The organism is Inhella crocodyli (genome assembly GCF_004004565.1).
GTDB lineage: Bacteria > Pseudomonadota > Gammaproteobacteria > Burkholderiales > Burkholderiaceae_C > Inhella > Inhella crocodyli.
In genome coordinates, this window is record NZ_SACM01000001.1 from 1188206 (window position 1) to 1209455 (window position 21250).

Below are 21250 nucleotides of genomic sequence, written 5' to 3' on the forward strand. Positions count from 1 at the left end.
CCGAACAGAGGTGAGGCGAACAAAAATGGGGCCCGTGGGCCCCTTTTTCAAGCCGAGGTAGCGACCCTCACTCGCACAGCTTCTTGAAGGTGGCGATCACCGCGTCGCCCTTGAAGGGCTTGACGATCCAACCCTTGATGCCGGCGGCCTTGCCCCGCTCCTTCATCACCGGGCTGTTTTCGGTGGTGAGCATGACGATGTTGACCGTCTTGTTGCCCAACTCGCCGCGGATCTTTTCGGCCATGGTCAGGCCATCCATGTTGGGCATGTTGACGTCGCTGACCACGAGCTTGATCTTCGGGTCCATCTTCAGCTTGGCCAGGCCATCGCGGCCGTCCACGGCCGTGGCCACGTCCAGGCCACTCTTCTTCAAAAAGCCGGCGACTTCGTCGCGCACGGTGCTGGAATCATCGACAACGAGGACTTGGGCCATGGTGATGCTCTTGTTGAAAGTGACGGGGATTCAGAACAACTCTAGCTCGCCCGAGGCCAGCATCGACTCGACGTTGGCCTGGTTTTCGCGGAAGAGTTCCGGGGACCAGTTCAGGTTGAACACGAAGCGCTGATGCAACTCGATGGGCTCGCCCTGCTGCAGCAGGTTGTCCCAGATGTGATAGCGGAAACAGAGCTGCGGGTCCTCGGAGCCGAAGGAGATGTAGCGCTGCGGGTGATTGATGACGATGGGCACCTGGGTCATCTTGGCCAGGGCCGTGTCGTCGTAGGCGATGAAGCGGTTCTTGAACGCGCCCCAGATCAAATTGGTCGTCTCCGAGAAGACGTTGTTGATGGCCCGGATCGAATCCTTGTGCACCGGGTCCATGTCGCCCAACTGGTGCATTTGCAAGCGGCGCAGGCTGCGCTCCTCGACCTGCAGCATCATGTACCCGCGGCACCAGCTCGCTTCCAACGGGATCAGCGAATACACCTCGCCGTAGATGAGCCGGTCGCGGACGATCATCGGGGCCTCGGCCACCACGCTGATCTCCTTGAATTGCCCCTTCAGCGCCCCCAAGGTGAGGTCCGAGATGCCACGCACCAAGGCCTCCGGATAAACGAGGCAGAACAAGGACTCGCGCACGACCTCCGTCATCGTGGCAAGTTCCCCCAGGTGATAGGCATGGCGAACGAAGCGCCGCTCGCTGTCGCTGAGCGTGTGCGGTGCCGCCGTGCGCATCAAGATGGGCAATTCCGGCCGGATCCGGTTGAGCTCCTGGGCCAGCCGCATGCCACTCAGGCTGTGGCTTTCGAAGCCCTCGGCCAGGAAGACCGCCCCGAGGTCGATGCTGGAGCGCAAGACCGGCATCAAGTTGTCGGGCAGCACCTTCACCGGCACCAGGTCGTGCGCCTCGCAGAAGGCGCGCACCTGCTCGGCGGCGGCAGGGTCTTCGTCGAGCACCAGCACCTTCACTTGGATCTTGGCTGCAGAGGCTTCCATCGCACCAGACTCCCGGTTCAAAACATTTCGAGTTCGCCCGAATCGACCGCGTCTTCCAACTGCTCCACCTCGGCGCGGAAATCGACCGTGCTGGTGGCCGCGACGAACAAGGCCGCGTAAAAATCAATGGCCAGTCCGGTGACGTGGAACAGGCGCTTGTGCCCCGGCCCCAACGCATCCAGGTAGCTCAGCGCCTCCCGGTCCAGCAGGTTGGGCGTCGACATCCCCACGTTGGGAAAGTAGCGCCCCACGTCGCGGTTCATGGCCCCGACGATGATGTTCCCGCACTCGTTGACTGCGTCCTGGAACGCTTGGTCGGACCAATCGGCCGGGTCCACGCGGTTGAGCCGCGCAAAGTGCGCCTTGCTGTCCTCGTCCAGGCGGCACATCAAGGCCAGCACCAAGCGGAAGCGGTCGCTGGCGATCGACAGGACCACCGCCTTCTTCTCTTTCATCCGGCGGGGCAGTTCGGACACGATGGCCACCTGCGCCGACTCGCCTTCGGGCGCCAAGCTCTTGGCCAGGGCCACCGAGGCGATCGTTTCGAAGCTCGTCTTCGCCTGCTCCGAAAGGGTGCCGGCCGGCGCACTCGGCTTGCCGCCGCGCGACGGACCCTGGGTTGACGGGCGACCCGGGGCACTCATGCTTCCAGGGCTCCAAGGGTGTCACGGGTGCGGTTGGCCACGAGGTCCACGCCGGAAATCGCCGACGTGATCATCTTGGCGCCCGCCTGCAGGTCCTGGAAGGTGGCCGTCGTGATCATGTCGTTCTTGAACAGGTTGGCCCGGTACTCCTTGGACAGCTTTTCCGCGCGACCAGCCAGGCTGCGGATCTCGCTGGCGACGACGCCGAAGCCCCGGCCGTGCTCGCCCGCCCGTGCGGCCTCGATCGAGGCGTTCAAGGCCACGATGACCACCTGCTCCACGATGGCCGCAAACTCTTCGTTGCGCGTGTGCATCTCGCGGTTGTGCGCCAGCAGGTGGTGCATCTCGCTTTCCCAGCGCTCGAAGGTGCGCACCACGCTGTGCATGTGGCCCATCTGATCGCCCAGGCCTTGCAGCGTGGACAAGGCGTTGTGGCGCACCTGCGCGTTGCTGTTCAGCAATTGGGTCAGCGCCTGTTCCACGTCTTGACGCGCGGTGTTGCAGTCCCGGGCGGCTTGCGCTTGCTGCTGGGACAGTTCACGGCGAAGGCTCTCCACCTCCGCCTGCGCCGCATCCCGCTCGGCCTTGAGTTCGGTCAGCACCTCCCGGTCGGGCCCCGCCTCGGTGGCCATTTCCGTCGGGCCTCCCGCGCGCTGCCGGCACCAAAACCACATGGCCCCGGCGCCCAGAAGCAAGCCCACCAGCCCCGCCATCCAACTTGTCATGGAATCCTCCCTGGGGACCCGGCCGCGTCAGCCGGCCACCGCCGCCGCACCCGGCAAGCGGATCACGAACTCGGCCGCACGGAACGCCTGGCCAGCGTCCGCGCTGCTGCGGAAGCGCAACTCAATGCGACCCGATTCTCGGGCCAAGAAGTCGCGCACCGCGTCCATGCCCACCCCGCGGCCCGACACCTCGGTCACCACCTCGGCGGTGGAGAAGCCGGGCAAGAAGATCAGGTCGGCGACTTGCTCGTCGGACAACTGGGCCCCCTCATCGATGAAGCGCCGCTCCAGGGCGCGCTCGCGGATCTTGGCCAGGGCCAAACCACGACCGTCGTCGCTGAGGGTGATGACGAAGTCGTCGTTCTCCACGGCCGCGCGAACGTCGATGCGGCCCTGGGCGGGCTTGCCTGCGGCCTGCCGCTCGGCAGGGGCCTCGAGCCCGTGATCGACCGCGTTGCGCAGCAGGTGCGTGAACAGGTTGCGCAGCAAGCCCGAGAGTTGGCTCTTCACCAACAGGCCTTGGTCGTCGATCACGACCTTGGGCGGCTCCTTGCCCAACTCCCGCGCCAAGGAAGGCAGGGACTCGACCACGCCCGAGAGGGCTTCCGGCAGTGGCTCGGTGCCCATGCGACGCAGGGTCTGCTGGACGCCCGCGATGGCGGCCATCATGGCGGCCACGTCGTTGCGGTCCAGGCCGTCGAGTTGGCGCAGCGCCTTGCCCAGGTGGTCCTTGTCGACCATCAAGAACTTCTCGACGTTGCCGCGACGGCCCGGGCCCTTGCGGCCCAGGGTGTGGTCGTTGATCTTGGCGTACTCCTCGACCAGCGCCTCCACCGCGTTCAACTGCGCCAGAAGCGACGCGGCGTCCCACACGGCGTCCTCGTCCTTGCGCAGCACGTCGTAGGCGACCTCGGCCTCGTGCACCGCGTTGGTCATGTTCAGCAAACCGTACGTGCGGGCATTGCCCTTGATGGTGTGCATGTTGCGGAACAGCAGGTTCACCGCGTCGGCGTTGCGCCCGGTTTGCGCTTCGATGACCTGGCGGTTCTCGACGATGAAGGCCCGCGAGGATTCGACGAAGGACTGGAACTTCTCCTGACTGACGCGCAGGATTTCCCCGATCAGGTCCAGCTCGCGCTTCTGGCCGGCGGCTTCGGCGGCCAAGCGCTTGTACTCGGTCACGTCGCGCACGCAGAGCATGAGCTTCTCGACATTGCCCGCCTCGTCGGCGATGGGGGACCAGCTGAACTCCAGCGACTTCTTCGCCCCACTGCCCGTGAACAACTCGCACTCCGACACCAAGAGGTGGGAGTTGAACTCGTAGTTCATGCTGTCTTCGCCGATCACCGACGACATCGCGGTCTCGACTTGCGAGCGCGCGTCAGATCCCAGGTTGGAGCCGCCGAACAAGAAGTCCATCGCATCGCGACCGGCGATGTTCTTGGTGTCGAAGATCGTCTCCAAGTACGCCGAGTACTCGGGGTGGATCTTGCTGCCGGCCACGATGGTCAACACGCCTTGCGGCATGTTCTGCAGCATCGACTGGATGTCGTTGGTCTTCTCACGCAAGGCCGCCGTGCGGTCGCTGACCAAGCCCTCCAAGTTCTCGTTGATGCTGGTCAGGTCGCGCACCAAGCGCTTGTTCTCGACGAAGGTGTCAGAGAAGCGGCGGCTCGCCACGAAGAGCATGGCGCCCAGGTACAGCGACAACCCGGTGGCGCCCAGGCTGACCGACTGGATCACGCCCATGCCGAGCAAGGCATCGTTGAAGCTCGACACCGAGAACAAGAGCATGCCCACCAGCATGATCCCCGCGCCTTGCTGGCGCGCCATCACGCCCCTGGCGTAGAAGTAGATGCACGCCACCGACATGGCCAACAGCATCAAGAAGAACACCGACCGAAGCGCCTGGAACACCGCCAGGTTCTCGTGAACGGCCATGGCGGCAATGCCCAAGACGGGAATGGCCGACACGATGGCAAAGGCCACATTGAGCCGCGGGAAGAACTTGTAGAAGTACTGGGCAAACACGAAGAACAGCATCACCCCGTACAGGCCCACGTAGTGCAGGTACGTGAGCGTCTTGGTCGGGAACAAGGCCATGAAATAGTCGGCCGGAAAGCTGAGGAAGATCCACCCCAGCATCGTGCTCAGCGACGCCACCAAGTACATCGAGTACTTGACCTTGACGTACACGAGCATGAAGAACAGGCCGAAGAAGAGCGCGATCCAGCCAACGGTCACGCGCATCTCCCCGCCCCACACCGCCCAGCCCACCAAGGTGTTGTCGTGCGGGTCGTAGCGGTGCAACTCAAACGGCAGTTGGTACACGCCCGTCATCAGCGGCGTGTTCACTCGGATCGCGATGTCCACCTTGCCGTCGGGAATGACAAAACGCACCGGCGCGGCCTGGATCGAGTAGTAGCGGTCCACGTTGGCATGGTTCGGCCGGCGGTAGACCTCCTTGCCATTGACGAACACCTGCATGTGGGCCATGTAGGTGTTGAGTAGCAGCGCCACCTCTTGGCCCACCAAGGCCTGGTTGAACTCGAAGCTGCCGCGGTACCACCCAACTTGGTAGACCTGCTTGTCGTCGTAGGCCTTCTTCCAGGGCCCCGGGGCTTTGATGACCTTCCAGGCCGAGGTGTCGATCCCGGGCTGGGCGTTGGTCGGCGCGTCATCGCGCGTGAACAACCAAGTGCCGGCGAGTTTGACCGGCTGGTCCAACGAGTCGATCCGTTTGCCGCAAGCGTCGCAGCGCGACTGCGCTTGCGCGCCAGAACCCCACACCAAAAACCAAGCTGCTACCAGCAGAGCGAGCCAACGCATCATGTTGTGTGTCTCCATGCGCCCCCCGCCGACGCGGCGAGAGCGTGGTGTAGGTTGCCGCACCTAAAGTCCAACGCATCCGAGTGTTTGCCCGATGGCGCGTCATAAATCGCGAATTGGCCGATTTATTCGCATTGATGCGGGAGCTTGCTTGGCGGCGCTGTGGCGCCGGCGCGGCAAGCACCAGTGCATCGTTTTGCGGATTTGCCGGGAGCGCCAAAAATCTGGCTAGAATGGCGGGCTTCGCCGGCGCCGGTGTAGCTCAGTTGGTAGAGCAGCGCATTCGTAATGCGAAGGTCGGGGGTTCAACTCCTCTCACCGGCACCATCAGAAGAAGAACGCACAAAGCCCGGTCCAGCCGGGCTTTCGTGTTTCTGTGCCCCACTCGCCATAGTTCAATGGATAGAACGGGCCCCTCCTAAGGGTCAGATGCAGGTTCGATTCCTGCTGGCGGGGCCACCTCAGCGCAGGCGCATCGCGCGCCACAGCAGCGCCACGGGCAGCAGGCCCACCACCGCGATGGCGACGGCCGGCAAGGCCGCTTCGCCCAAGCGCTCGTCGCGCGCCAACTGGTAGGCCATCACGGCCAAGGTGTCGTGGTTGAACGGACGCAGCAACAGCGTGGCCGGCAACTCCTTCATCACGTCCACGAACACCAGCAAGGCCGCGGCCAGGCCAGCGCGCCGCAGCAGCGGCAGGTGCAAGCGGCCCAGCAAGCGCAGGCGCGAAGCCCCCAGCAGGCGGGCGCTGTCGTCCAAGGTGGGCGGGATGCGGGCGTAACCCGCTTCCACGCTCTGCAAGGCCACCCCGCCGAAGCGAACGGTGTAGGCCACCAAGAGCCCCAGCACCGTGCCGGTGAAGGCCAAGGTGGCGCCCGACCACAGTTGCTGCAACCAGCCCATGGGCAGCAACAAGCCCACGGCGATCACCGCACCGGGCACGGCGTAGCCAAGGCCCAGCAGCCGCGTGGCGGCGCGCGCCATCCAGCGGCGCAGGCCCTGCTGTTCGAAGCGCTGCACCGCCACCAGGGCGAAGGCCAGCACCACGGTGATGGCCGACGCCCAGCCCGCCAGCTTCAGGCTGGCCCAGGTCCATTGCCAGAAGCGCGGGCCCAGTGCCAGTTCCGACACCCGCCACTCCTGCCAGGCCAGCCAACCCAGCCACGTCAGCGGCGCGAAAAAGCCCAGCAGCACCGGCAGGCTGCACAGGGCCAGGGCCACCCCCGCCCGCCAACCCCGCAGCGGCACCCGCGGCGCGGGTGCACCGCCCGCGTTGCGAGCCCCGGCAAAGCGCATGCGGGCCTGCGCGTGGCGCTCCAGGGCCATGCACACCAACACCACGACGAGCAGCAAGGACGCCAACTGCGCCGCCGCTTGGCGATCGCCGTTGACCAGCCACGCCTTGTAGACCCCTGTGGTCAAGGTGGACAGGCCGAAGTAGCTGCCCACGCCGTAGTCGGCCAAGGTTTCCATCAACACCAACAGCACGCCGGCCGCCAACGCGGGTCGGGCCAGCGGCAAGGCCACGCCGAGGATGCGACGCGGCAGGCTGGCCCCCAGCAACTGCGCCGCCTCCAGCAGGGCCGCCGCGCGCTCGGCCAGGGCCGTGCGGGTCAGCAGGTAGACGTAGGGGTAGAGGCAGAGCACGAACAACAACACCGCCCCAGGCAGGCTGCGCACCTCGCCCCAAAGCCGCCCCTGCAGTCCCAAGGCCTCGCGCAGCCCCGACTGGAGGGCGCCGCTGTACTGCAGGGCGTCGGTGTAGGCATAGGCCGCCACGTAGGCCGGCATGGCCATGGGCAGCAGCAGCGCGAAGTCCAACCAGCGGCGGCCGCGGAACTCGAAGAGGCTCACCAGGGCCGCGGCACCCCCGCCCACCATCAGGGTGCCCAGGGCCACGCCCAGAGAAAGCAGGGCCGACTCGACCGCGTAGCCCGGCAGCACCGTGGCGGCCAGGTGCTGCCATTGGGCCCAGCCGGCGGCGTCCAGCGCGAACCAGGCCCCCAGCACCGTGAGCACCGGCAAGACCAGCAAGAGCACCAATCCCAGCAACAACAGCAGGCCCATCGGTGCCCAGCCACCCTCTTAAATGCGAACGATGTGCATTTGCACTGCCGGCTATCATAGGCGGATGCTTCTTGCTCTCGAGGACGTGGGCCTGCACTACCGCCAACGCGGCCAGGCCGTGGAGGCCGTTCGCGGCGTGTCGTTCGGCCTGGCGCGGGGCGACATCGGGGTGCTGATCGGCCCGTCGGGCTGCGGCAAGACCTCGCTGCTTCGCGCCATCGCCGGCCTGGAGCCCCTCAGCAGCGGCCGGCTGCGCGTGGGCGGCGAGCGCATGGCCGACGCCGAGGCCGGCCTTCACCGCGCGCCGGAAACCCGCCGCATCGGCATGGTGTTCCAGGATTTCGCGCTGTTTCCGCACCTCAGCGTGCGCGCCAACGTGGCCTTTGGTCTGGCAAAGCTGGCCGACAAGGAACAGGCCGAGCGCGTGGAGCAGATGCTGCGCCTCGTCGGCTTGGAGGCCCTGGGCAAGCGCATGCCCCACCAACTCAGCGGCGGCCAGCAGCAGCGCGTGGCCCTGGCCCGGGCCCTGGCCCCGGCGCCGGACCTGCTGCTGCTCGACGAGCCCTTCTCCAGCCTCGACGTGGACCTGCGCGAGGAGCTGTCGCAGGAATTGCGCGCCATCCTGAAGGCCGATGGCACCACGGCCCTTTTCGTGACCCACGACCAGGCCGAGGCCTTCGCCCTGGGCGACCGGGTGGGCGTCATGCACCAAGGCCGCCTCGTGCAGTGGGACGAGGCCTACACCGTCTACCACCGCCCGGCCACGCGCTTTGTGGCCGACTTCATCGGCCACGGGGTGTTCACCCCCGCGCAGTTGGAGATGGGCCCCGACGGCCCGCAACTGCGCACGCCCCTGGGCGTGCTGCGCGACGCCACCGAGTGCCCCCTGCCCGACGCCTACCCCGGCGGTCGCTGCGAGGTGCTGCTGCGGGCCGACGACGTGGTGCACGACGACCACGCGCCCGTCCAGGCCCGCATCGAGCGCAAGGTCTTCCGCGGCGCCGAGTTCCTCTACACCCTGCGCTTGGCCGACGGCACGCAGGTCGTGGCCGCCGTGCCCTCCCACCACGACCACCACGTGGGCGAGTGGATCGGCGTGCGCGCCCAGGTGGACCACGTGGTGACTTTCGCCCCCCTGCCGCCAGCGGCCGTGTAATACGGGGCAATCTCGTCGTTTTCCTACCCGCCACGGGGAGAAAGCGGCTGCCTATACTGAAATCGAGTCGGTCTTTCGGAAGTTGAGGCGCACCATGGGCGCAAAGTTGAAGGTTGTCGGTTGGGTCACGGTGGGCGCCATCGCGGGCGCCCTCACCTCCCTGCAGTTCAGTGCCACGGCCCGGTCCACGCCCAGCGTGGGCCTGCCCCTGGAGGAGTTGCAACAGCTGGCCCAGGTGTACGGCCTGGTGCGGGCCAATTACGTCGACCCGGTCGATGACAAGAAGCTGATCAGCGACGCCATCGCCGGCATGGTCAGTGGCCTGGACCCGCACTCTCAGTATTTCGACAAGAAGTCCTTCGGCGAATTCCGCGAAGGCACCTCCGGCAAGTTCGTCGGCGTGGGCATCGAAATCGGCATGGAAGACGGCTTGGTCCGCATCGTGTCGCCCATCGAAGGCTCGCCCGCCCACCGCGCCGGGCTGCGCTCGAACGACCTCATCACCCGCATCGACGACACCAACGTCCGCGGCCTGACCATGGACCAGGCGGTCAAGCGCATGCGCGGCCAGCCGAACACCAAGGTCGTGCTCAACATTTGGCGCAAGAGCGAGAACCGCAACTTCCCGGTGACCATCGTGCGCGAAGAAATCCGCACGCAGTCGGTGCGCGCCAAGCTCGTCGAGCCCGGCTACGGTTGGATCCGCGTGTCGCAGTTCCAAGACCGCACCGTGGACGACTTCGCCCGCAAGGTCGAAGAGCTGTACAAGCAAGACCCCAAGCTCAAGGGCCTGGTGCTGGACCTGCGCAACGACCCCGGCGGCAATCTCGAGGGCGCCATCGCCATCTCGTCGGCTTTCTTGCCGGCGGGGGTCGAAGTCACCTCCACCAAGGGCCAGGTCGAGGCCGCGCAGTTCAGCTACCGCGCCGTGCCCCAGCACTACCTGCGCCCGGGCCAGGCCGACGTCATCAAGCGCCTGCCCGCCGCGCTGAAGACCGTGCCGCTGGTCGTCTTGGTCAACGAAGGCTCGGCCTCGGCCAGCGAGATCGTGGCCGGTGCCCTGCAGGACCACAAGCGCGCCACCATCATGGGCGGCCAAACCTTCGGCAAGGGCTCGGTGCAAACCGTGCGCTGCCTGGCCGGCAACGTGCGCCTGGACGAGTGCCCCGGCGCCGCCATCAAGCTCACCACCGCCCGCTACTACACACCCAACGACCGCAGCATCCAGGCCCAAGGCATCCTGCCCGACGTGCCGCTGGACGAAACCGCCGAGGGCAACGTGTTCGCCGCCTTCTACACGCGGGAGGCCGACCTGGAGCGCCACCTGAACAACGGCGACAAGGCCGCCGAGGAAGAGGCCACCAAGGCTCGCGAGGCCGAGCGCAAGCGCCTCGAAGAACTGCGCGCCAAGCGCAACGAGCCCTTCAAGCCCCTGCCCGATTTCGGCTCGCCCGAAGACTGGCCGCTGCAGCAAGCCCTGAACCAGTTGCAGGGCAAGACCGTCGTCATCGCCAAGGCCGCGGCCGAACGCAAGGCCCAGGCGAACGCCAAGCAGCCCTGATGCGGGCCTTCTCTTTCTCACCAAGGGCGCTGCACAGCGCCCTTTTTTGTCGCCGCTTGGGATGAACGACGAGCAACTGCAGCGCTACGCCCGGCACGTCATGCTGGACGGCATTGGCATCGAGGGCCAAACCCGCTGGATGGCCAGCCACGCCTTGGTCGTCGGGGCCGGCGGTTTGGGCGCCAGCGCCTTGCTGCAACTGGCCGCCGCGGGGGTGGGCCGCATCACCGCGATCGACCCCGACACCGTCGACCTCACCAACCTGCAGCGCCAGGTGGTGCACACCACGGCCCGCGTGGGCCAGGCCAAGGTCGAATCGGCGCGGGTCGCCCTGCAGGCGCTCAACCCCAACGTCGACGTGGTGGCCCTGCAAGCGCGGGCCGATGCCAGCACCCTCCCCCCGCTGGTGGCCGGCGCCGACGTGGTGCTGGACTGCAGCGACAACTTCGCCACCCGCCAGGCCGTGAACGCCGCCTGCGTGGCCGCCGGCAAGCCCCTGGTGTGGGCCGCCGGGGTCACTTGGCACGCCCAGGGCTCGGTGTGGTGGCCGGGGCACAGCGGCCCCTGCTACGCCTGCCTGTTCCCCCCCGACGCCCCGGTGCAAGACGTGGCCTGCAGCACCCTGGGCGTGTTCGCGCCCCTGGTGGGCCTCGTGGGCACCTGGCAGGCGGGCGAGGCCCTCAAGGGCTTGGCCGGCCTGCCCACCGCCACCGGTCGCCTGTGGCTGTGGGACGCCCGCCAGGCCCAGGCCGACACCCTGCAGGTGCAACCGCGGGCGGCATGCCCCGTTTGCCGCCCCCAGCCAACCCCAGCTCCAAACGAACAATAATTTCTCGTTGATGGCACTATGCTTGCCATAGTCAACAGCGATCCCTGAGGAGAACGCCGTGTCACCCAAAAAAGACCTGCGGATGAGAAATTTTTCTTCCGCCGAAGAAGACCTCCGCCGAACCCCGCCGCCCCTGGGCGTGGTGGACCAGGCTCCCAGCTACCGCCTGGCCTTTGCCGACGACGACTTTTTGGTGCGCGAAGAGCTGCGCCCCGTGCGCATGCAACTGGAGCTGCTCAAGCCCGAGCTGCTGCAGCAAGAGGCCGGCATCGAGTCCACCCTCGTCATCTTCGGCAGCGCGCGCATCCCCGACCCCGTCAAGGCCCAGGCCGAGCTGGATGCCGCGGTGAACAGTGGCGACGCCGCCCGCGAGCAGCGCGCCCGCACCCAGCTGGGCATGAGCGCCTACTACGAAGAAGCCCGCCGCCTGGCCGAGATCGTCACCCGCGAAACCCAGCGCTGCGGCGCGCCGATCTACGTCGTGACCGGGGGCGGCCCCGGCATCATGGAGGCCGGCAACCGCGGCGCTTTCGACGCCCACGGCAAGAGCATCGGCCTGAACATCGTGCTGCCCCACGAGCAGCACCCCAACCCCTACATCACGCCCGAGCTCTGCTTCCGCTTCCACTACTTCGCCATGCGGAAGTTCCACTTCCTCATGCGCTCGGTGGCCCTGGCCTGCTTCCCCGGGGGCTTCGGCACCCTGGACGAGCTCTTCGAGTCGCTCACCCTCATCCAAACCGGCAAGTGCCGCCGCCGCCCCATCCTGATGTTCGGCCGCGAGTTCTGGACGCGCCTGATCGACTTCGACTACCTGATCGAAACCGGAATGATCAGCCCCGGCGACGAGAAGCTGTTCCGCTTCGTCGAGACCGCCGAAGAGGCCTGGGAAATCCTCGAGCACGAGTACGACCTGAAAGGCGCCGCCCAGTGCGCCGTTTGACGAAAGAGCCCCCACCATGACCCTCCTGCGCAACGTCTCCCTGATCGGCGCGCCCACCGACATCGGCGCCGGCGCCCGCGGCGCCTCCATGGGCCCCGAAGCCATCCGCGTGGCCGGCCTGGCCGAAGCCCTGCAAGCCCACGGCGTGGACGTGGAAGACCGCGGCGACCTCAGCGGCCCGCGCAACCCATGGCAGCCGCCCGTGGACGGCTACCGCCACCTGCCCGAGGTCGTGGCCTGGAACCGCGCCGTGCACGACGGCGTGCACGGCATCCTGAAAGACGGCCGCCTGCCCATCTTGCTGGGCGGCGACCACTGCCTGGGCATCGGCTCCATCAGCGCCGTGGCCCGCCACTGCCGCGACACCGGCAAGAAGCTGCGCATCCTCTGGCTCGACGCCCACGCCGACTTCAACACCAGCGCCCTCACCCCCAGCGGCAACATCCACGGCATGCCCGTGGCCACCTTGTGCGGCTTCGGCGCGCCAGACCTCGTGCAGGTCGGCGGCTTCAGCGCCGAGCGCCCCGCCATCAGCCCGAAGTGGGTGCGCCAGATCGGCATCCGCAGCGTGGACCAAGGCGAAAAGCGCTTCGTGCACGAGCAAGAGCTGGAGGTGTTCGACATGCGCTACATCGACGAGATGGGCATGAAGCACACCATGGAGCTGGCCCTGGCCACCCTGGACGCCAACACCCACCTGCACGTCAGCTTCGACGTCGACTTCCTCGACCCCGCCATCGCCCCCGGCGTGGGCACCACCGTGCCCGGCGGACCCAGCTACCGCGAGGCCCAGCTGTGCATGGAAATGATCGCCGACACCGGCCGCCTGGCCAGCCTGGACGTGATGGAGCTCAACCCCGCGCTGGACGAAAAGAACCGCACCGCGCTGCTGGCGGTGGACTTGATCGAGTCGCTGTTTGGCAAGTCGACGTTGATGCGGAAGTGATCGACGCCTTCACGATGAAGCCAGGGCCCCTCGGGGCCCTTTTTTATTCCGCCCCTGCAATCCACCCTTCCACTGGATCGAGATCGGCCGGCAACCCCCAATCCGGCCGCCCGGCCGCCCAGGCCGCCTGCAGCAGGCACATCGCCGCGTCCAGCGGGTCGCCGCTGGGGTCGTCCAGCATCAGCGTGTGCAAGTCCTCTGGCCAGTTCATGGCCAGCCCCAGGCCCCCGCCGTCGCGGCGCAGCGCGGCCAGCAGGTCGGCGCGGGCCGCACGGCGCTCGGCGTCGTCGGTGTTCTTGTACGAGCGGCGGCCGATGGCCTGTTGGGCCAGCCAGCCGGGGTAGGCCTCCAGGGCCAGGCGCGCGGGGTCGGCGGCGTGTTGGCCGAGCAGGGTGACGCCGGCGTCCAGCACGCGGGGCAGGCCCTCGAACAGCATGAAGCCCACGGGCACGTAGCGCGTTTGCAGCGGGCTGGTGGAGCGAGCGCCGCCGGGCAAGGCGGTGTCGCAGCGGCGGTGGACGAGGCGCTGGCCGGCGGGGCGGGCGTTGCCCCAGGTGTCGATCAGGGCCTGCCATTCGCGGCGTGTGCGTCGGCCGCGCTGGCGCAGGGCATGGGCCAGGTCGGGCAGCGTCGGGCCCCAGCCTTGGGCGTCGACGAACGCGCGCGGCAGGCCCAGGGGCAGATCCAGCCCGGCCAGCCAGGGGCCGGGGCGGCGCAGCCAGGCCTCAAAGCCCGTCCAGTCGGTCAGGGGGTACAGGGCCTGCAGGCGAACGCCAGACAATGCGGCCTCGCCTTCGGCGACCCAGATGGGCTTGCGCTTGCTGGGTGCGCTGCTGAAGTCCACCCCGAACAACCGTTGTGTGTGCATGCATGGATGCTAAGGACCCTTCCCCCGCCCCGTCGGTGACGGCACCGAATCCGGCCCCCATGCCGGTGTTCGAACGCGAACACAGCGTCACGCTGAACGGGCAGGCCATCCGTTACCTGGCGCGCGCCACCTGGCACGAGATCCGCGAGCCCAAGCAGGGCAAGGACGGCGAGCACGAGGGCGAGCCGCCGCGCGCCAAGCTGTTCGCCATGAGCTACACGCGCTTGGACGTGCCGCGCGAAGGCCGGCCGCTGCTGTTCGTGGTGAACGGCGGGCCGGGCTCCAGCAGCGTGTGGCTGCACCTGGGCCTGGTGGGACCGCAGCGCGTGGCGGTGGACGACTTTGGCCGCACGGGCGCCCCGCCCTACGCGCTGACGCCCAACGACGACAGCCTGCTGGCCGAGGCCGACCTGGTGTTCATCGACCCCATTGGCACCGGCCTGTCCACCATGCACGAGGGGCAGAAGACCACCGAGTTCCACACCTACCAGCGCGACCTGGATTCGCTGGGCGAGTTCATGCGCGCTTACCTGACGCGCGAGAACCGCTGGGGCAGCCCGAAGTACCTGATGGGCGAAAGCTACGGCAGCACGCGCGGCGCGGCGCTGGCGCGGCAGCTGCAAGAGAAGCACCAGATCCACCTCAACGGCGTGGTGCTGATCTCGCTGGCGCTGGACTTCCAGCTCTTCAGCTTCGACCCGGTCAACGACCTGCCCTACACGCTCTTCCTGCCCACCTACGCGGCCACGGCCTGGTTCCACCAGCGCCTGAGCCCCGCGCTGCAAGCGCTGCCGCTGCGCACGCTGCTGGACGAGGTGGAGGCCTTTGCCCAAGGGCCCTACGCCAGCGCCTTGCTGCAGGGCGACCGCCTGCCGGCCAGCCTGTTCGACAGCATCGCCACGCAGCTGGCGGCTTACTCGGGCCTGGGCGTGGACTTCGTGAAGCGCAGCCGCCTGCGCGTGAGCGACGAGCGCTTCTTCAAGGAACTGCTGCGCGAACAAGGCCTGGCCACCGCGCGCCTGGACAGCCGCTTCGTGGGCTTCGACGCCGACGACGCCGGCGAGAAGGTGGAAGACGACGCCAGCTACAGCGCCATGGCCGGGGCCTTCAAGGCCGGCATCCAGCAGGTGCTGGGCGCGCAGTTCGGCTGGACGGGCGAGGCGCCCTACCACCTGCTGGCGCCGCTCTACAAAAGCTGGCGCTACAACGACCACGAGAACAAGTACCTGGCCACCGGCCCGCTGCTGCGCGACGCCCTGCACCGCGACCCGCACCTGCGCGTGTACGTGGCCAGCGGCTACTACGACCTGGCCACGCCCCACGCCGCGGGCGACCACAGCCTGGCCCACCTGGGCCTGCGCCCCGGCGTGCGCGAGCGCATCCAGGTGCGCTACTTCGAGGCGGGCCACATGATGTACCTGCAGGCCGAGGCCCGCCGCCGCATGGCCGAGGACCTGCGCCGCTTCCTGCTGCCGGCATGAGCGAGGTCGGCATGAGCGCCGAGGCGCCACACGCCGCCTGGCAGGAGGCCCTGGCCCGCCTGCGCCACGACACGCGACAAGCGGACGTGGACGCGCTGGTGGCCGCCATGCCCTCGCGCGAGCACGAGGCCGAGCGCGCCGCCGCCTTGCTCGGGCTGACGCGCGCCCTGCCCCGCGTGGGGCGCCTGGCCGAGGCCGTGCGCAGCGGCAGCGAGGCCTTGCACCACTTCGAGCTGCTGGGCGACCTGCCCGGGCTGGTCGACACGCGCTGTGCCCTGGCGGTGGTGTACGCCCACCTGGAGCTGGGGCGCGAGGCCATGGAGCACGCGCTGGGGGCCCTGGACCTGGCGCGCCAACTGGGCGACCGGGAGCGCGAAACCTGGGCCCTGCTGCGCATGGGCAACGCCTACCAGGCGCTGGGCGACCCGGTGCAGGCCCGCGAGACCACGCAGCAGGCCCGCGAGTTGGCGCAGGCCATGAACCTGACCGAGCTGGAGTTCGGCTGCCTCAACAACCAGGCCCACTTCACCTTGGACGAGTGCGAGCAGCTGCTGCGCGACGGCGAGCTGGAGCGCGTGCCCTTGGTGCAAGCCCTGGCCCAGACCCTGGCCCAGGACGCCGTGCTGCTGGCCCAGCGCGAGGGCCACGCCTACTGGCAGGCCCTGGCGCTGAGCAACCTCATCGACGCCCTGATGCTGGGCGACGACTGGCGGCGCGCCGAGCCCCTGCTGATGTCCTTGTCCGAGTTGGCCGAGCGCTGCGGCTACGCCACCCTGCGCCTGGAACTGCGCCTGCAGCACGCGCGGGTGTCGGCGGCCCAAGGCCATGTCGACGTGGCCCTGGCACAGGCCGAGGCCCTGCTGCACGACAACGACCCCGCCAAGGCCCGCCGGCTGGAGCGCCGCACCCTGCAGGTGCTGTACGCCGTGAACAAGCAGCACGGGCGCACCGACGCCGCGCTGCACCACCTGGAGCGCCTGCTGGCGGCCGACCGCCGCGCCACGCGCCAGGCCCAGGCGCTGCAGATCCAGGCCTTGCTGATCCGGCAAGAGGTGAAGTCGGCCATGGCCCGGGCCGCGCACGCCCAGGCCGATGCCCAGGCCGCCCAGGCGCGGGCCCGCCACCTAGAGATGGAAAAGCAGCGCTTGCAAGAGCGCCTGACCCGCACCGAGCACGACGCACTGGAAGACCTGCTGACCCGGCTGGCCAACCGCCGCCATGCCGAGACCGCCTTGCCCTTGTTGATGCAGCGCACGCTGAACGAGCCCTTGGCCCTGGCGCTGCTCGACATCGACCACTTCAAGCGCGTGAACGACCGCTTCGGCCATGCCGTGGGCGACCGCGTGCTGCGCGAATTCGCCAACCTGGTGCGCCAACAGGTGCGAGGCGCCGACCTGCTGGCCCGCTGGGGCGGCGAAGAGTTCGTGCTGGTGCTGCTGGGCAACGGCGCGCAGCAGGCCTTGCCCATCATGGAGCGCTTGCGCGAGGCCGTGGCCCAGCATCCCTGGGGCCAGGCGCAGGAGGGCCTGACCCTGTCCACGTCCATCGGTTTCACGCTGCAGCCGGCAGGCAGCCCGGCGCCGACCTGGCCCGTGGTGATGCAGCGCGCCGACCAAGCGCTGTACCGCGCCAAGGCTGGCGGGCGCAACCAGGTGTGCAGCGCTTGATCGGCCCCTGATCGGGCCCGATCGGCCCCTGCTCAGTCCCGCTGACGCCCTGCCACCCACACGCCCGACCACAGCGGGCCGGCGCTGGCGAACACCAGCGCGTCCAGCCACTGCTCGCAGGGCAGGCTGTCGAGGTCGGCGGTGGCCAGGTCCAGCAGCAGCGCGTCGGCGCGCGCCCCTGGGCGCAGGCCCCAGCCGGCAAAGCCCGCCGTGGGGCCGGAGCCGGCGCGCATGGCCTCGAAAAGGCGTGCGCCGGTGCTGGGCTGCGAGCCCGGGGCGGCGCACACGTTTCGGCGGCGGTGGCGCAGGCGCTGGCCGTATTCCAGCCAGCGCAGCTCCTCGCGCCATTCGCGGCCCACCTGGCTGTCGCTGCCCAGGCTCAGCGGCACACCGGCCTCCAGCCAACCGGGCACGTCGGTGAAGCCGTCGCCCAGGTTGGCCTCGGTGCTGGGGCACAGCACCACGCCGGCCCCGGACGTGGCCACGGCCTCGATCTCGTGCGGCAGCGCGTGCGTGGCATGCACCAACTGCCAGCGGGCGTCCAGGGGCACGTGGCTGCTCAGCCACTCGATGGGGCGCTGGCCGTGCCGGCGCACGCAATCGTCCACCTCGCGGGTTTGCTCGGCCACGTGGATGTGGATGGGGCACTCGGTGTCGCCCACGTGCGCCAGCAGGGCATGGATGTCGGCCTCGTGCGCGGCGCGCAGCGAATGCAGGGCCACGCCCGCGTTCACCAGCGGCAGGCCGGCCGCTTGAAGCCGCTGCTGCGCCCGCCACACCCAGTCGGCGTCGGTGGCAAAGCGGCGTTGCTCGGGGCGCAGGCCGGGTTCGTCGAAACCGCGGTGCGCGTACAGCGTGGGCAACAGGGTCAGGCCGATGCCCACCTCCTGCGCCGCCTCGGCCAGGGCCCAGGCCATGGCCAGCTCGTCGTCGTAGGGCTGGCCGTCGGGCGCGTGGTGCAGGTAGTGGAACTCGACCACCTGCGTGTAGCCGCCGAGCAGCAGCTCGCGGTAGAGGCGCGTGGCGATGCGCCGCAGGCTCACCGGGTCCAGCGCCAGCGCCGTGCCGTACATGGCCTCGCGCCAGCTCCAAAAGTCGTCGTCGCCGGCGTGCTCGCGCACCTCGGCCAGGCCGGCCATGGCGCGCTGGAAGGCATGGCTGTGCGCGTCCACCAGGCTGGGCAGCAGAGCGCCCTGCAGCACGCGGGTGCCTTCGGGCGGCTGCACCACGCCGCTGGTGATGGCGCCCCAGTGCCCGTCGGGCTGGATGGGCAGCAGCACCTGCTGCTGCCAGCGGCCATCGACCCAGGCCCAGGGGGCCCAAAGAGCGGGTTCGAGCGGCTTCATCGCGAGGCGGTCTCCAGGTAGGTTTGCAGCAGCTGCTGCAGCAGCGGGCGCAAGACGTCCACCTTCTGCGGCACCAGCGGTCGGGGCGTGGGATGGGCCTTGTCTTCCAGCATGTAGATGGCCTGCACCATTTCCATCTGGATGGCCTGCACGCCCTCGTGCGGGCGGCCGTAGTGCCGGGTGATGTGGCCGCCCTTGAAGCGGCCGTCCACCACCTGCGTGTAGCGCGTTTGTGCGGCCAGCACGGCGCCCAGGGCCTCGCGCACGGCTGGGGTGCAACTGGCGCCACTCGCGGTGCCCAGGTTCAGGTCGGGCAGGCGGCCCTCGAACAGCCAGGGCAGTTCGCTTTCGATGCTGTGGCCGTCCCACAGCAGCGCGTGGCCGTGCCGCGCCTTCAAGCGCGCCAACTCAGCGGCCAGGGCCTGGTGGTAAGGGCGCCAGTGGCTGTCCACACGGCGGGCCTGCTCGGCCGCATCGGGGGCGCGGCCGTCTTGGTAGATCGGCGTGCCGTCGAAGAAGCGCGTGGGGCAGAGCTCGGTGTTGTTCGCCCCGGGGTACATGGGCGCGTTGTCGGCCGGGCGGTTGAGGTCGATCCAGTAGCGCGAGGCCTCGGGCACCAAGAGGCTGGCGCCCAGGGCCTGCGCAATGGGGGCGTACACGGCCTCGAGGTGCCAGTCGGTGTCCTCGCTGGCCAGGGCGCGCGGGCGGTAGGCGTCGCGGCCCTCAACTGGGATGTGCGTGCCCACGTGGGGCAGGCTGATGAGCAGCGGGGCACTGCCCGGGATCAAGCGGTAGCTCGTCATGCGGGCAGCCTCCCGTCGGCGCGACCGGCGTGAACGCGCTCCAGCAAGGGGCGGTGGCCCAGCCAGTAACTCAACTCGCGCGGGTGCTCCACGTCCCACGCGCAGAAGTCGGCGCGCAGGCCCTTCTGCAAGCGGCCGCGGTCGTGCAGGCCCAGGGCCTTCGCGGCCACGTGGGTGCAGCCGCGCAGGGCCTCTTCGGGCGTGAGGCCGAACAGGGTGCAGGCCAAGTTCATCATGAGGGTGAGCGACAGCGCAGGCGAGCTGCCGGGGTTGTGGTCGGTGGCCACGGCCATGGGCACGCCGGCGGCGCGCAGGGCGGCCACGGGCGGCAGGTGGGTGTCTTTGAGCGTGAGGTAGGCGCCCGGCAGCAGCACGGCCACGGTGCCGGCCTGGGCCATGGCCTGGATGCCGGCCTCGCTCAGCCACTCCAGGTGGTCGGCACTGAGCGCGCCGAACTCGGCGGCCAGCGCCGCGCCGCCTTGGTCGCTGAGTTGCTCGGCGTGCAGCTTCACGGGAAGGCCCAGGCCTTCGGCGTGCTGGAACAGGCGCGTGACCTGCCCCGGCGTGAAGCCGATGCGCTCGCAGAACGCATCGACCGCGTCCACCAGGCCTTCGGCGTGCAGGGTGTCGAGCCACTGGCAGGCGGCCTCGGTGTAGCCGTCGGCATTGCCATCGAACTCGGGCGGCACCGCGTGCAGGGCCAGGTAGGTGCTGCGCACGTCCACCCCGTGGCTGGCCAGGTGCCGGGCCACGCGCAGCATCTTGCGCTCGTGCGCCAGGTCCAGGCCGTAGCCGCTCTTGATTTCGACGGTGGTCACGCCGTCGGCCTTGAGCTGCGCCAGCCGGCGCTGGGCGTGCTTGAGCAGGTGACTCTCAATGCTGTGCCGCGTGGCCGCCACGGTGCTGCGGATGCCGCCGCCTGCGCGGGCGATCTGCTCGTAGCTCACGCCCTGCAGGCGCAGTTCGTGCTCGTGGGCGCGGGTGCCGCCGTAGACCAGGTGCGTGTGGCAGTCCACCAGGCCCGGGGTGACCCAGGCGTTGTGCAGGTGCACCTCGTCGTTGACGCGTGACGCCCATTCGCGCGGCAGCTCGGGCAGCGGGCCCACCCAGGCCAGGCGGTCGCCCTGGACGACGAGGCAGGCGTTGTCGATGGCGCCCCAGGCCGCGTCGCCGGCGAGGGTGGCGGCGCGCAGGTCGCGCCACAGGGTGATGGGCAGGTCGGGGCTCGAACTCACGTTGTGACTTTTCCTTGCAGCACGTAGCGGTCGCCCGGGTGCACCAGCCGCACCCAACTGACCGGACCTTCGTGGCTGTGGGTCAGGCGCTGCACCACCAAGCAGGGCTGGGCATCGCTCAAGCCCAGCAACCGGGCCTCGTGGGGCTGCGCCAGCGCGGCCTCGATTTGAACCTCGGCCCCCACCAGGGGCGCCACCTGCAGCAGATAGGCGGTGGGCGTGACCTGACCGAAGTCCTGCTTCAGGTACTGCGGCGCCCGCGCCGGGTGGACCCAACGCGACTCGACCTGCAGCGGCACGCCGTTGTCCAGGTGCAGCAGCTGGCTGTAGAAGGCCGTGCCGCCCTTGCGCAGCTGCAGCGCCGCGGCCACCGCCGGCGGTGGCGTTTGGCGGTCCAGCGCCAGCACCTGGGCCTGGTGAACGTGCCCGCGCTCGGCGATTTGCTCGTGCACGTCGCGCACCTGCAGGGTGGCGGCCAGGCGCTCCAACGGCGCCACGAAGCTGCCCGAGCCCTTCACCCGCCGCACCAGGCCTTGCGCGTGCAGCTCCGTCAGCGCGCGGTTCACGGTCATGCGGCTCAGGCCGAACTGGGCCACCAGCTCGGCCTCGCTGGGCAGGCGATCGCCCACGCGCCAGCGGCCTTGGGTGATGCCCTCGCGCAGCCAGCGCTGCACGGTCAAGTAAGCGGGGTCAGGAGGGGCGACGCGGGTCGGCAT

Annotated in this window: 18 protein-coding genes and 2 tRNA genes; 9 read left to right on the forward strand and 11 right to left on the reverse strand. The window is 69.0% G+C overall.

The features are described 5' to 3' along the window. Window positions 1-67: 67 nt before the first annotated feature. From EOD73_RS05500 to EOD73_RS17925, 5 genes are read right to left on the reverse strand one after another with little or no spacing between them, the layout of a single operon-like run. Window positions 68-433 (reverse strand): response regulator, encoded by a 366-nt coding sequence (locus EOD73_RS05500; protein WP_127681608.1) that lies wholly within the window; start codon window positions 431-433, stop codon window positions 68-70. Window positions 434-463: 30 nt separating this feature from the next. Then, window positions 464-1435: a chemotaxis protein CheX gene (locus EOD73_RS05505; RefSeq protein WP_127681610.1), complete on the reverse strand. Its 972-nt coding sequence runs from the start codon at window positions 1433-1435 to the stop codon at window positions 464-466. Window positions 1436-1452: 17 nt separating this feature from the next. Beyond that, a complete protein-coding gene (locus EOD73_RS05510) occupies window positions 1453-2079 on the reverse strand; it encodes a hypothetical protein (protein WP_127681612.1) in 627 nt (208 codons plus the stop codon). After that, window positions 2076-2804 (reverse strand): methyl-accepting chemotaxis protein, encoded by a 729-nt coding sequence (locus tag EOD73_RS05515; protein WP_127681614.1) that lies wholly within the window; start codon window positions 2802-2804, stop codon window positions 2076-2078. The genes EOD73_RS05510 and EOD73_RS05515 overlap by 4 nt, the downstream gene beginning before the upstream one ends. A 27-nt stretch (window positions 2805-2831) precedes the next feature. After that, window positions 2832-5636, reverse strand: coding sequence for an ATP-binding protein (locus EOD73_RS17925; RefSeq protein WP_127681616.1), 2805 nt, complete (start codon window positions 5634-5636; stop codon window positions 2832-2834). Between the two features lie 248 nt (window positions 5637-5884). Here EOD73_RS17925 and EOD73_RS05525 point away from each other — a divergent pair. Both EOD73_RS05525 and EOD73_RS05530 read left to right on the forward strand, forming a co-directional pair. Continuing rightward, window positions 5885-5960: transfer RNA gene (locus EOD73_RS05525), tRNA-Thr, on the forward strand. Window positions 5961-6017: 57 nt separating this feature from the next. Next, window positions 6018-6092 (forward strand) — tRNA-Arg (locus tag EOD73_RS05530). A gap of 2 nt (window positions 6093-6094) precedes the next feature. Here EOD73_RS05530 and EOD73_RS05535 read toward each other — a convergent pair. After that, window positions 6095-7699 (reverse strand): ABC transporter permease, encoded by a 1605-nt coding sequence (locus EOD73_RS05535; protein ID WP_127681618.1) that lies wholly within the window; start codon window positions 7697-7699, stop codon window positions 6095-6097. Between the two features lie 64 nt (window positions 7700-7763). Between EOD73_RS05535 and EOD73_RS05540 the strand changes: the two genes are divergently transcribed. The 5 genes from EOD73_RS05540 (at window position 7764) to rocF (ending at window position 13134) form a co-directional block, all read left to right on the forward strand. Then, window positions 7764-8855: an ABC transporter ATP-binding protein gene (locus EOD73_RS05540; RefSeq protein ID WP_127681620.1), complete on the forward strand. Its 1092-nt coding sequence runs from the start codon at window positions 7764-7766 to the stop codon at window positions 8853-8855. A 94-nt stretch (window positions 8856-8949) separates the two neighbouring features. Continuing rightward, window positions 8950-10416 carry a S41 family peptidase gene (locus tag EOD73_RS05545; RefSeq protein WP_127681622.1) on the forward strand — a complete coding sequence of 489 codons (1467 nt, stop codon included), beginning with the start codon at window positions 8950-8952 and terminating at the stop codon, window positions 10414-10416. A 61-nt stretch (window positions 10417-10477) separates the two neighbouring features. Continuing rightward, complete coding sequence (locus EOD73_RS05550) at window positions 10478-11245, forward strand: HesA/MoeB/ThiF family protein (protein ID WP_127681624.1); 768 nt, start codon at window positions 10478-10480, stop codon at window positions 11243-11245. A gap of 82 nt (window positions 11246-11327) precedes the next feature. After that, a complete protein-coding gene (locus tag EOD73_RS05555; protein ID WP_127682432.1) occupies window positions 11328-12188 on the forward strand; it encodes an LOG family protein in 861 nt (286 codons plus the stop codon). 16 nt (window positions 12189-12204) lie between these two features. Next, the gene (gene rocF / locus EOD73_RS05560) at window positions 12205-13134 is read left to right on the forward strand and encodes an arginase (RefSeq protein ID WP_127681626.1); all 930 of its coding nucleotides are present in this window, start codon (window positions 12205-12207) and stop codon (window positions 13132-13134) included. A gap of 43 nt (window positions 13135-13177) precedes the next feature. Here rocF and EOD73_RS05565 read toward each other — a convergent pair whose 3' ends face one another. Next, entirely contained in the window at window positions 13178-14002 is an 825-nt protein-coding gene (locus tag EOD73_RS05565; RefSeq protein ID WP_127681628.1) for a DUF429 domain-containing protein, read from the reverse strand. Between the two features lie 59 nt (window positions 14003-14061). Between EOD73_RS05565 and EOD73_RS05570 the strand changes: the two genes are divergently transcribed. Together EOD73_RS05570 and EOD73_RS05575 are read left to right on the forward strand one after the other, a co-directional pair. Beyond that, window positions 14062-15483: a S10 family peptidase gene (locus tag EOD73_RS05570; protein WP_164845950.1), complete on the forward strand. Its 1422-nt coding sequence runs from the start codon at window positions 14062-14064 to the stop codon at window positions 15481-15483. After that, entirely contained in the window at window positions 15480-17150 is a 1671-nt protein-coding gene (locus EOD73_RS05575) for a GGDEF domain-containing protein (protein WP_127681632.1), read from the forward strand. Before EOD73_RS05570 ends, EOD73_RS05575 begins: the two co-directional genes overlap by 4 nt. A gap of 32 nt (window positions 17151-17182) precedes the next feature. Here the strand turns inward: EOD73_RS05575 and hutF are convergent, their stop codons facing one another. Genes hutF through hutC form a run of 4 tightly spaced genes read right to left on the reverse strand, consistent with a single transcriptional unit; the run spans window position 17183 to window position 21250 of the window. Continuing rightward, window positions 17183-18496, reverse strand: coding sequence for a formimidoylglutamate deiminase (hutF, locus tag EOD73_RS05580; RefSeq protein WP_127681634.1), 1314 nt, complete (start codon window positions 18494-18496; stop codon window positions 17183-17185). After that, window positions 18493-19299 carry an N-formylglutamate deformylase gene (hutG, locus tag EOD73_RS05585; RefSeq protein WP_127681636.1) on the reverse strand — a complete coding sequence of 269 codons (807 nt, stop codon included), beginning with the start codon at window positions 19297-19299 and terminating at the stop codon, window positions 18493-18495. The genes hutF and hutG overlap by 4 nt, the downstream gene beginning before the upstream one ends. Further along, window positions 19296-20534, reverse strand: a complete 1239-nt coding sequence (gene hutI / locus EOD73_RS05590) for an imidazolonepropionase (protein WP_375137427.1) — start codon at window positions 20532-20534, stop codon at window positions 19296-19298. The genes hutG and hutI overlap by 4 nt, the downstream gene beginning before the upstream one ends. After that, window positions 20531-21250, reverse strand: a complete 720-nt coding sequence (gene hutC, locus EOD73_RS05595) for a histidine utilization transcriptional repressor HutC (RefSeq protein WP_127681638.1) — start codon at window positions 21248-21250, stop codon at window positions 20531-20533. Before hutC ends, hutI begins: the two co-directional genes overlap by 4 nt.

Coding starts and splice junctions, on each gene's coding strand:
- EOD73_RS05500 (WP_127681608.1), bottom strand. CDS start 433: ATGGCCCAAGTCCTCGTTGTCGATGATTCCAGCACCGTGCGCGACGAA.
- EOD73_RS05505 (WP_127681610.1), bottom strand. CDS start 1,435: ATGGAAGCCTCTGCAGCCAAGATCCAAGTGAAGGTGCTGGTGCTCGAC.
- EOD73_RS05510 (WP_127681612.1), bottom strand. CDS start 2,079: ATGAGTGCCCCGGGTCGCCCGTCAACCCAGGGTCCGTCGCGCGGCGGC.
- EOD73_RS05515 (WP_127681614.1), bottom strand. CDS start 2,804: ATGACAAGTTGGATGGCGGGGCTGGTGGGCTTGCTTCTGGGCGCCGGG.
- EOD73_RS17925 (WP_127681616.1), bottom strand. CDS start 5,636: ATGATGCGTTGGCTCGCTCTGCTGGTAGCAGCTTGGTTTTTGGTGTGG.
- EOD73_RS05535 (WP_127681618.1), bottom strand. CDS start 7,699: ATGGGCCTGCTGTTGTTGCTGGGATTGGTGCTCTTGCTGGTCTTGCCG.
- EOD73_RS05540 (WP_127681620.1), top strand. CDS start 7,764: ATGCTTCTTGCTCTCGAGGACGTGGGCCTGCACTACCGCCAACGCGGC.
- EOD73_RS05545 (WP_127681622.1), top strand. CDS start 8,950: ATGGGCGCAAAGTTGAAGGTTGTCGGTTGGGTCACGGTGGGCGCCATC.
- EOD73_RS05550 (WP_127681624.1), top strand. CDS start 10,478: ATGAACGACGAGCAACTGCAGCGCTACGCCCGGCACGTCATGCTGGAC.
- EOD73_RS05555 (WP_127682432.1), top strand. CDS start 11,328: ATGAGAAATTTTTCTTCCGCCGAAGAAGACCTCCGCCGAACCCCGCCG.
- rocF (WP_127681626.1), top strand. CDS start 12,205: ATGACCCTCCTGCGCAACGTCTCCCTGATCGGCGCGCCCACCGACATC.
- EOD73_RS05565 (WP_127681628.1), bottom strand. CDS start 14,002: ATGCACACACAACGGTTGTTCGGGGTGGACTTCAGCAGCGCACCCAGC.
- EOD73_RS05570 (WP_164845950.1), top strand. CDS start 14,062: ATGCCGGTGTTCGAACGCGAACACAGCGTCACGCTGAACGGGCAGGCC.
- EOD73_RS05575 (WP_127681632.1), top strand. CDS start 15,480: ATGAGCGAGGTCGGCATGAGCGCCGAGGCGCCACACGCCGCCTGGCAG.
- hutF (WP_127681634.1), bottom strand. CDS start 18,496: ATGAAGCCGCTCGAACCCGCTCTTTGGGCCCCCTGGGCCTGGGTCGAT.
- hutG (WP_127681636.1), bottom strand. CDS start 19,299: ATGACGAGCTACCGCTTGATCCCGGGCAGTGCCCCGCTGCTCATCAGC.
- hutC (WP_127681638.1), bottom strand. CDS start 21,250: ATGCCGACCCGCGTCGCCCCTCCTGACCCCGCTTACTTGACCGTGCAG.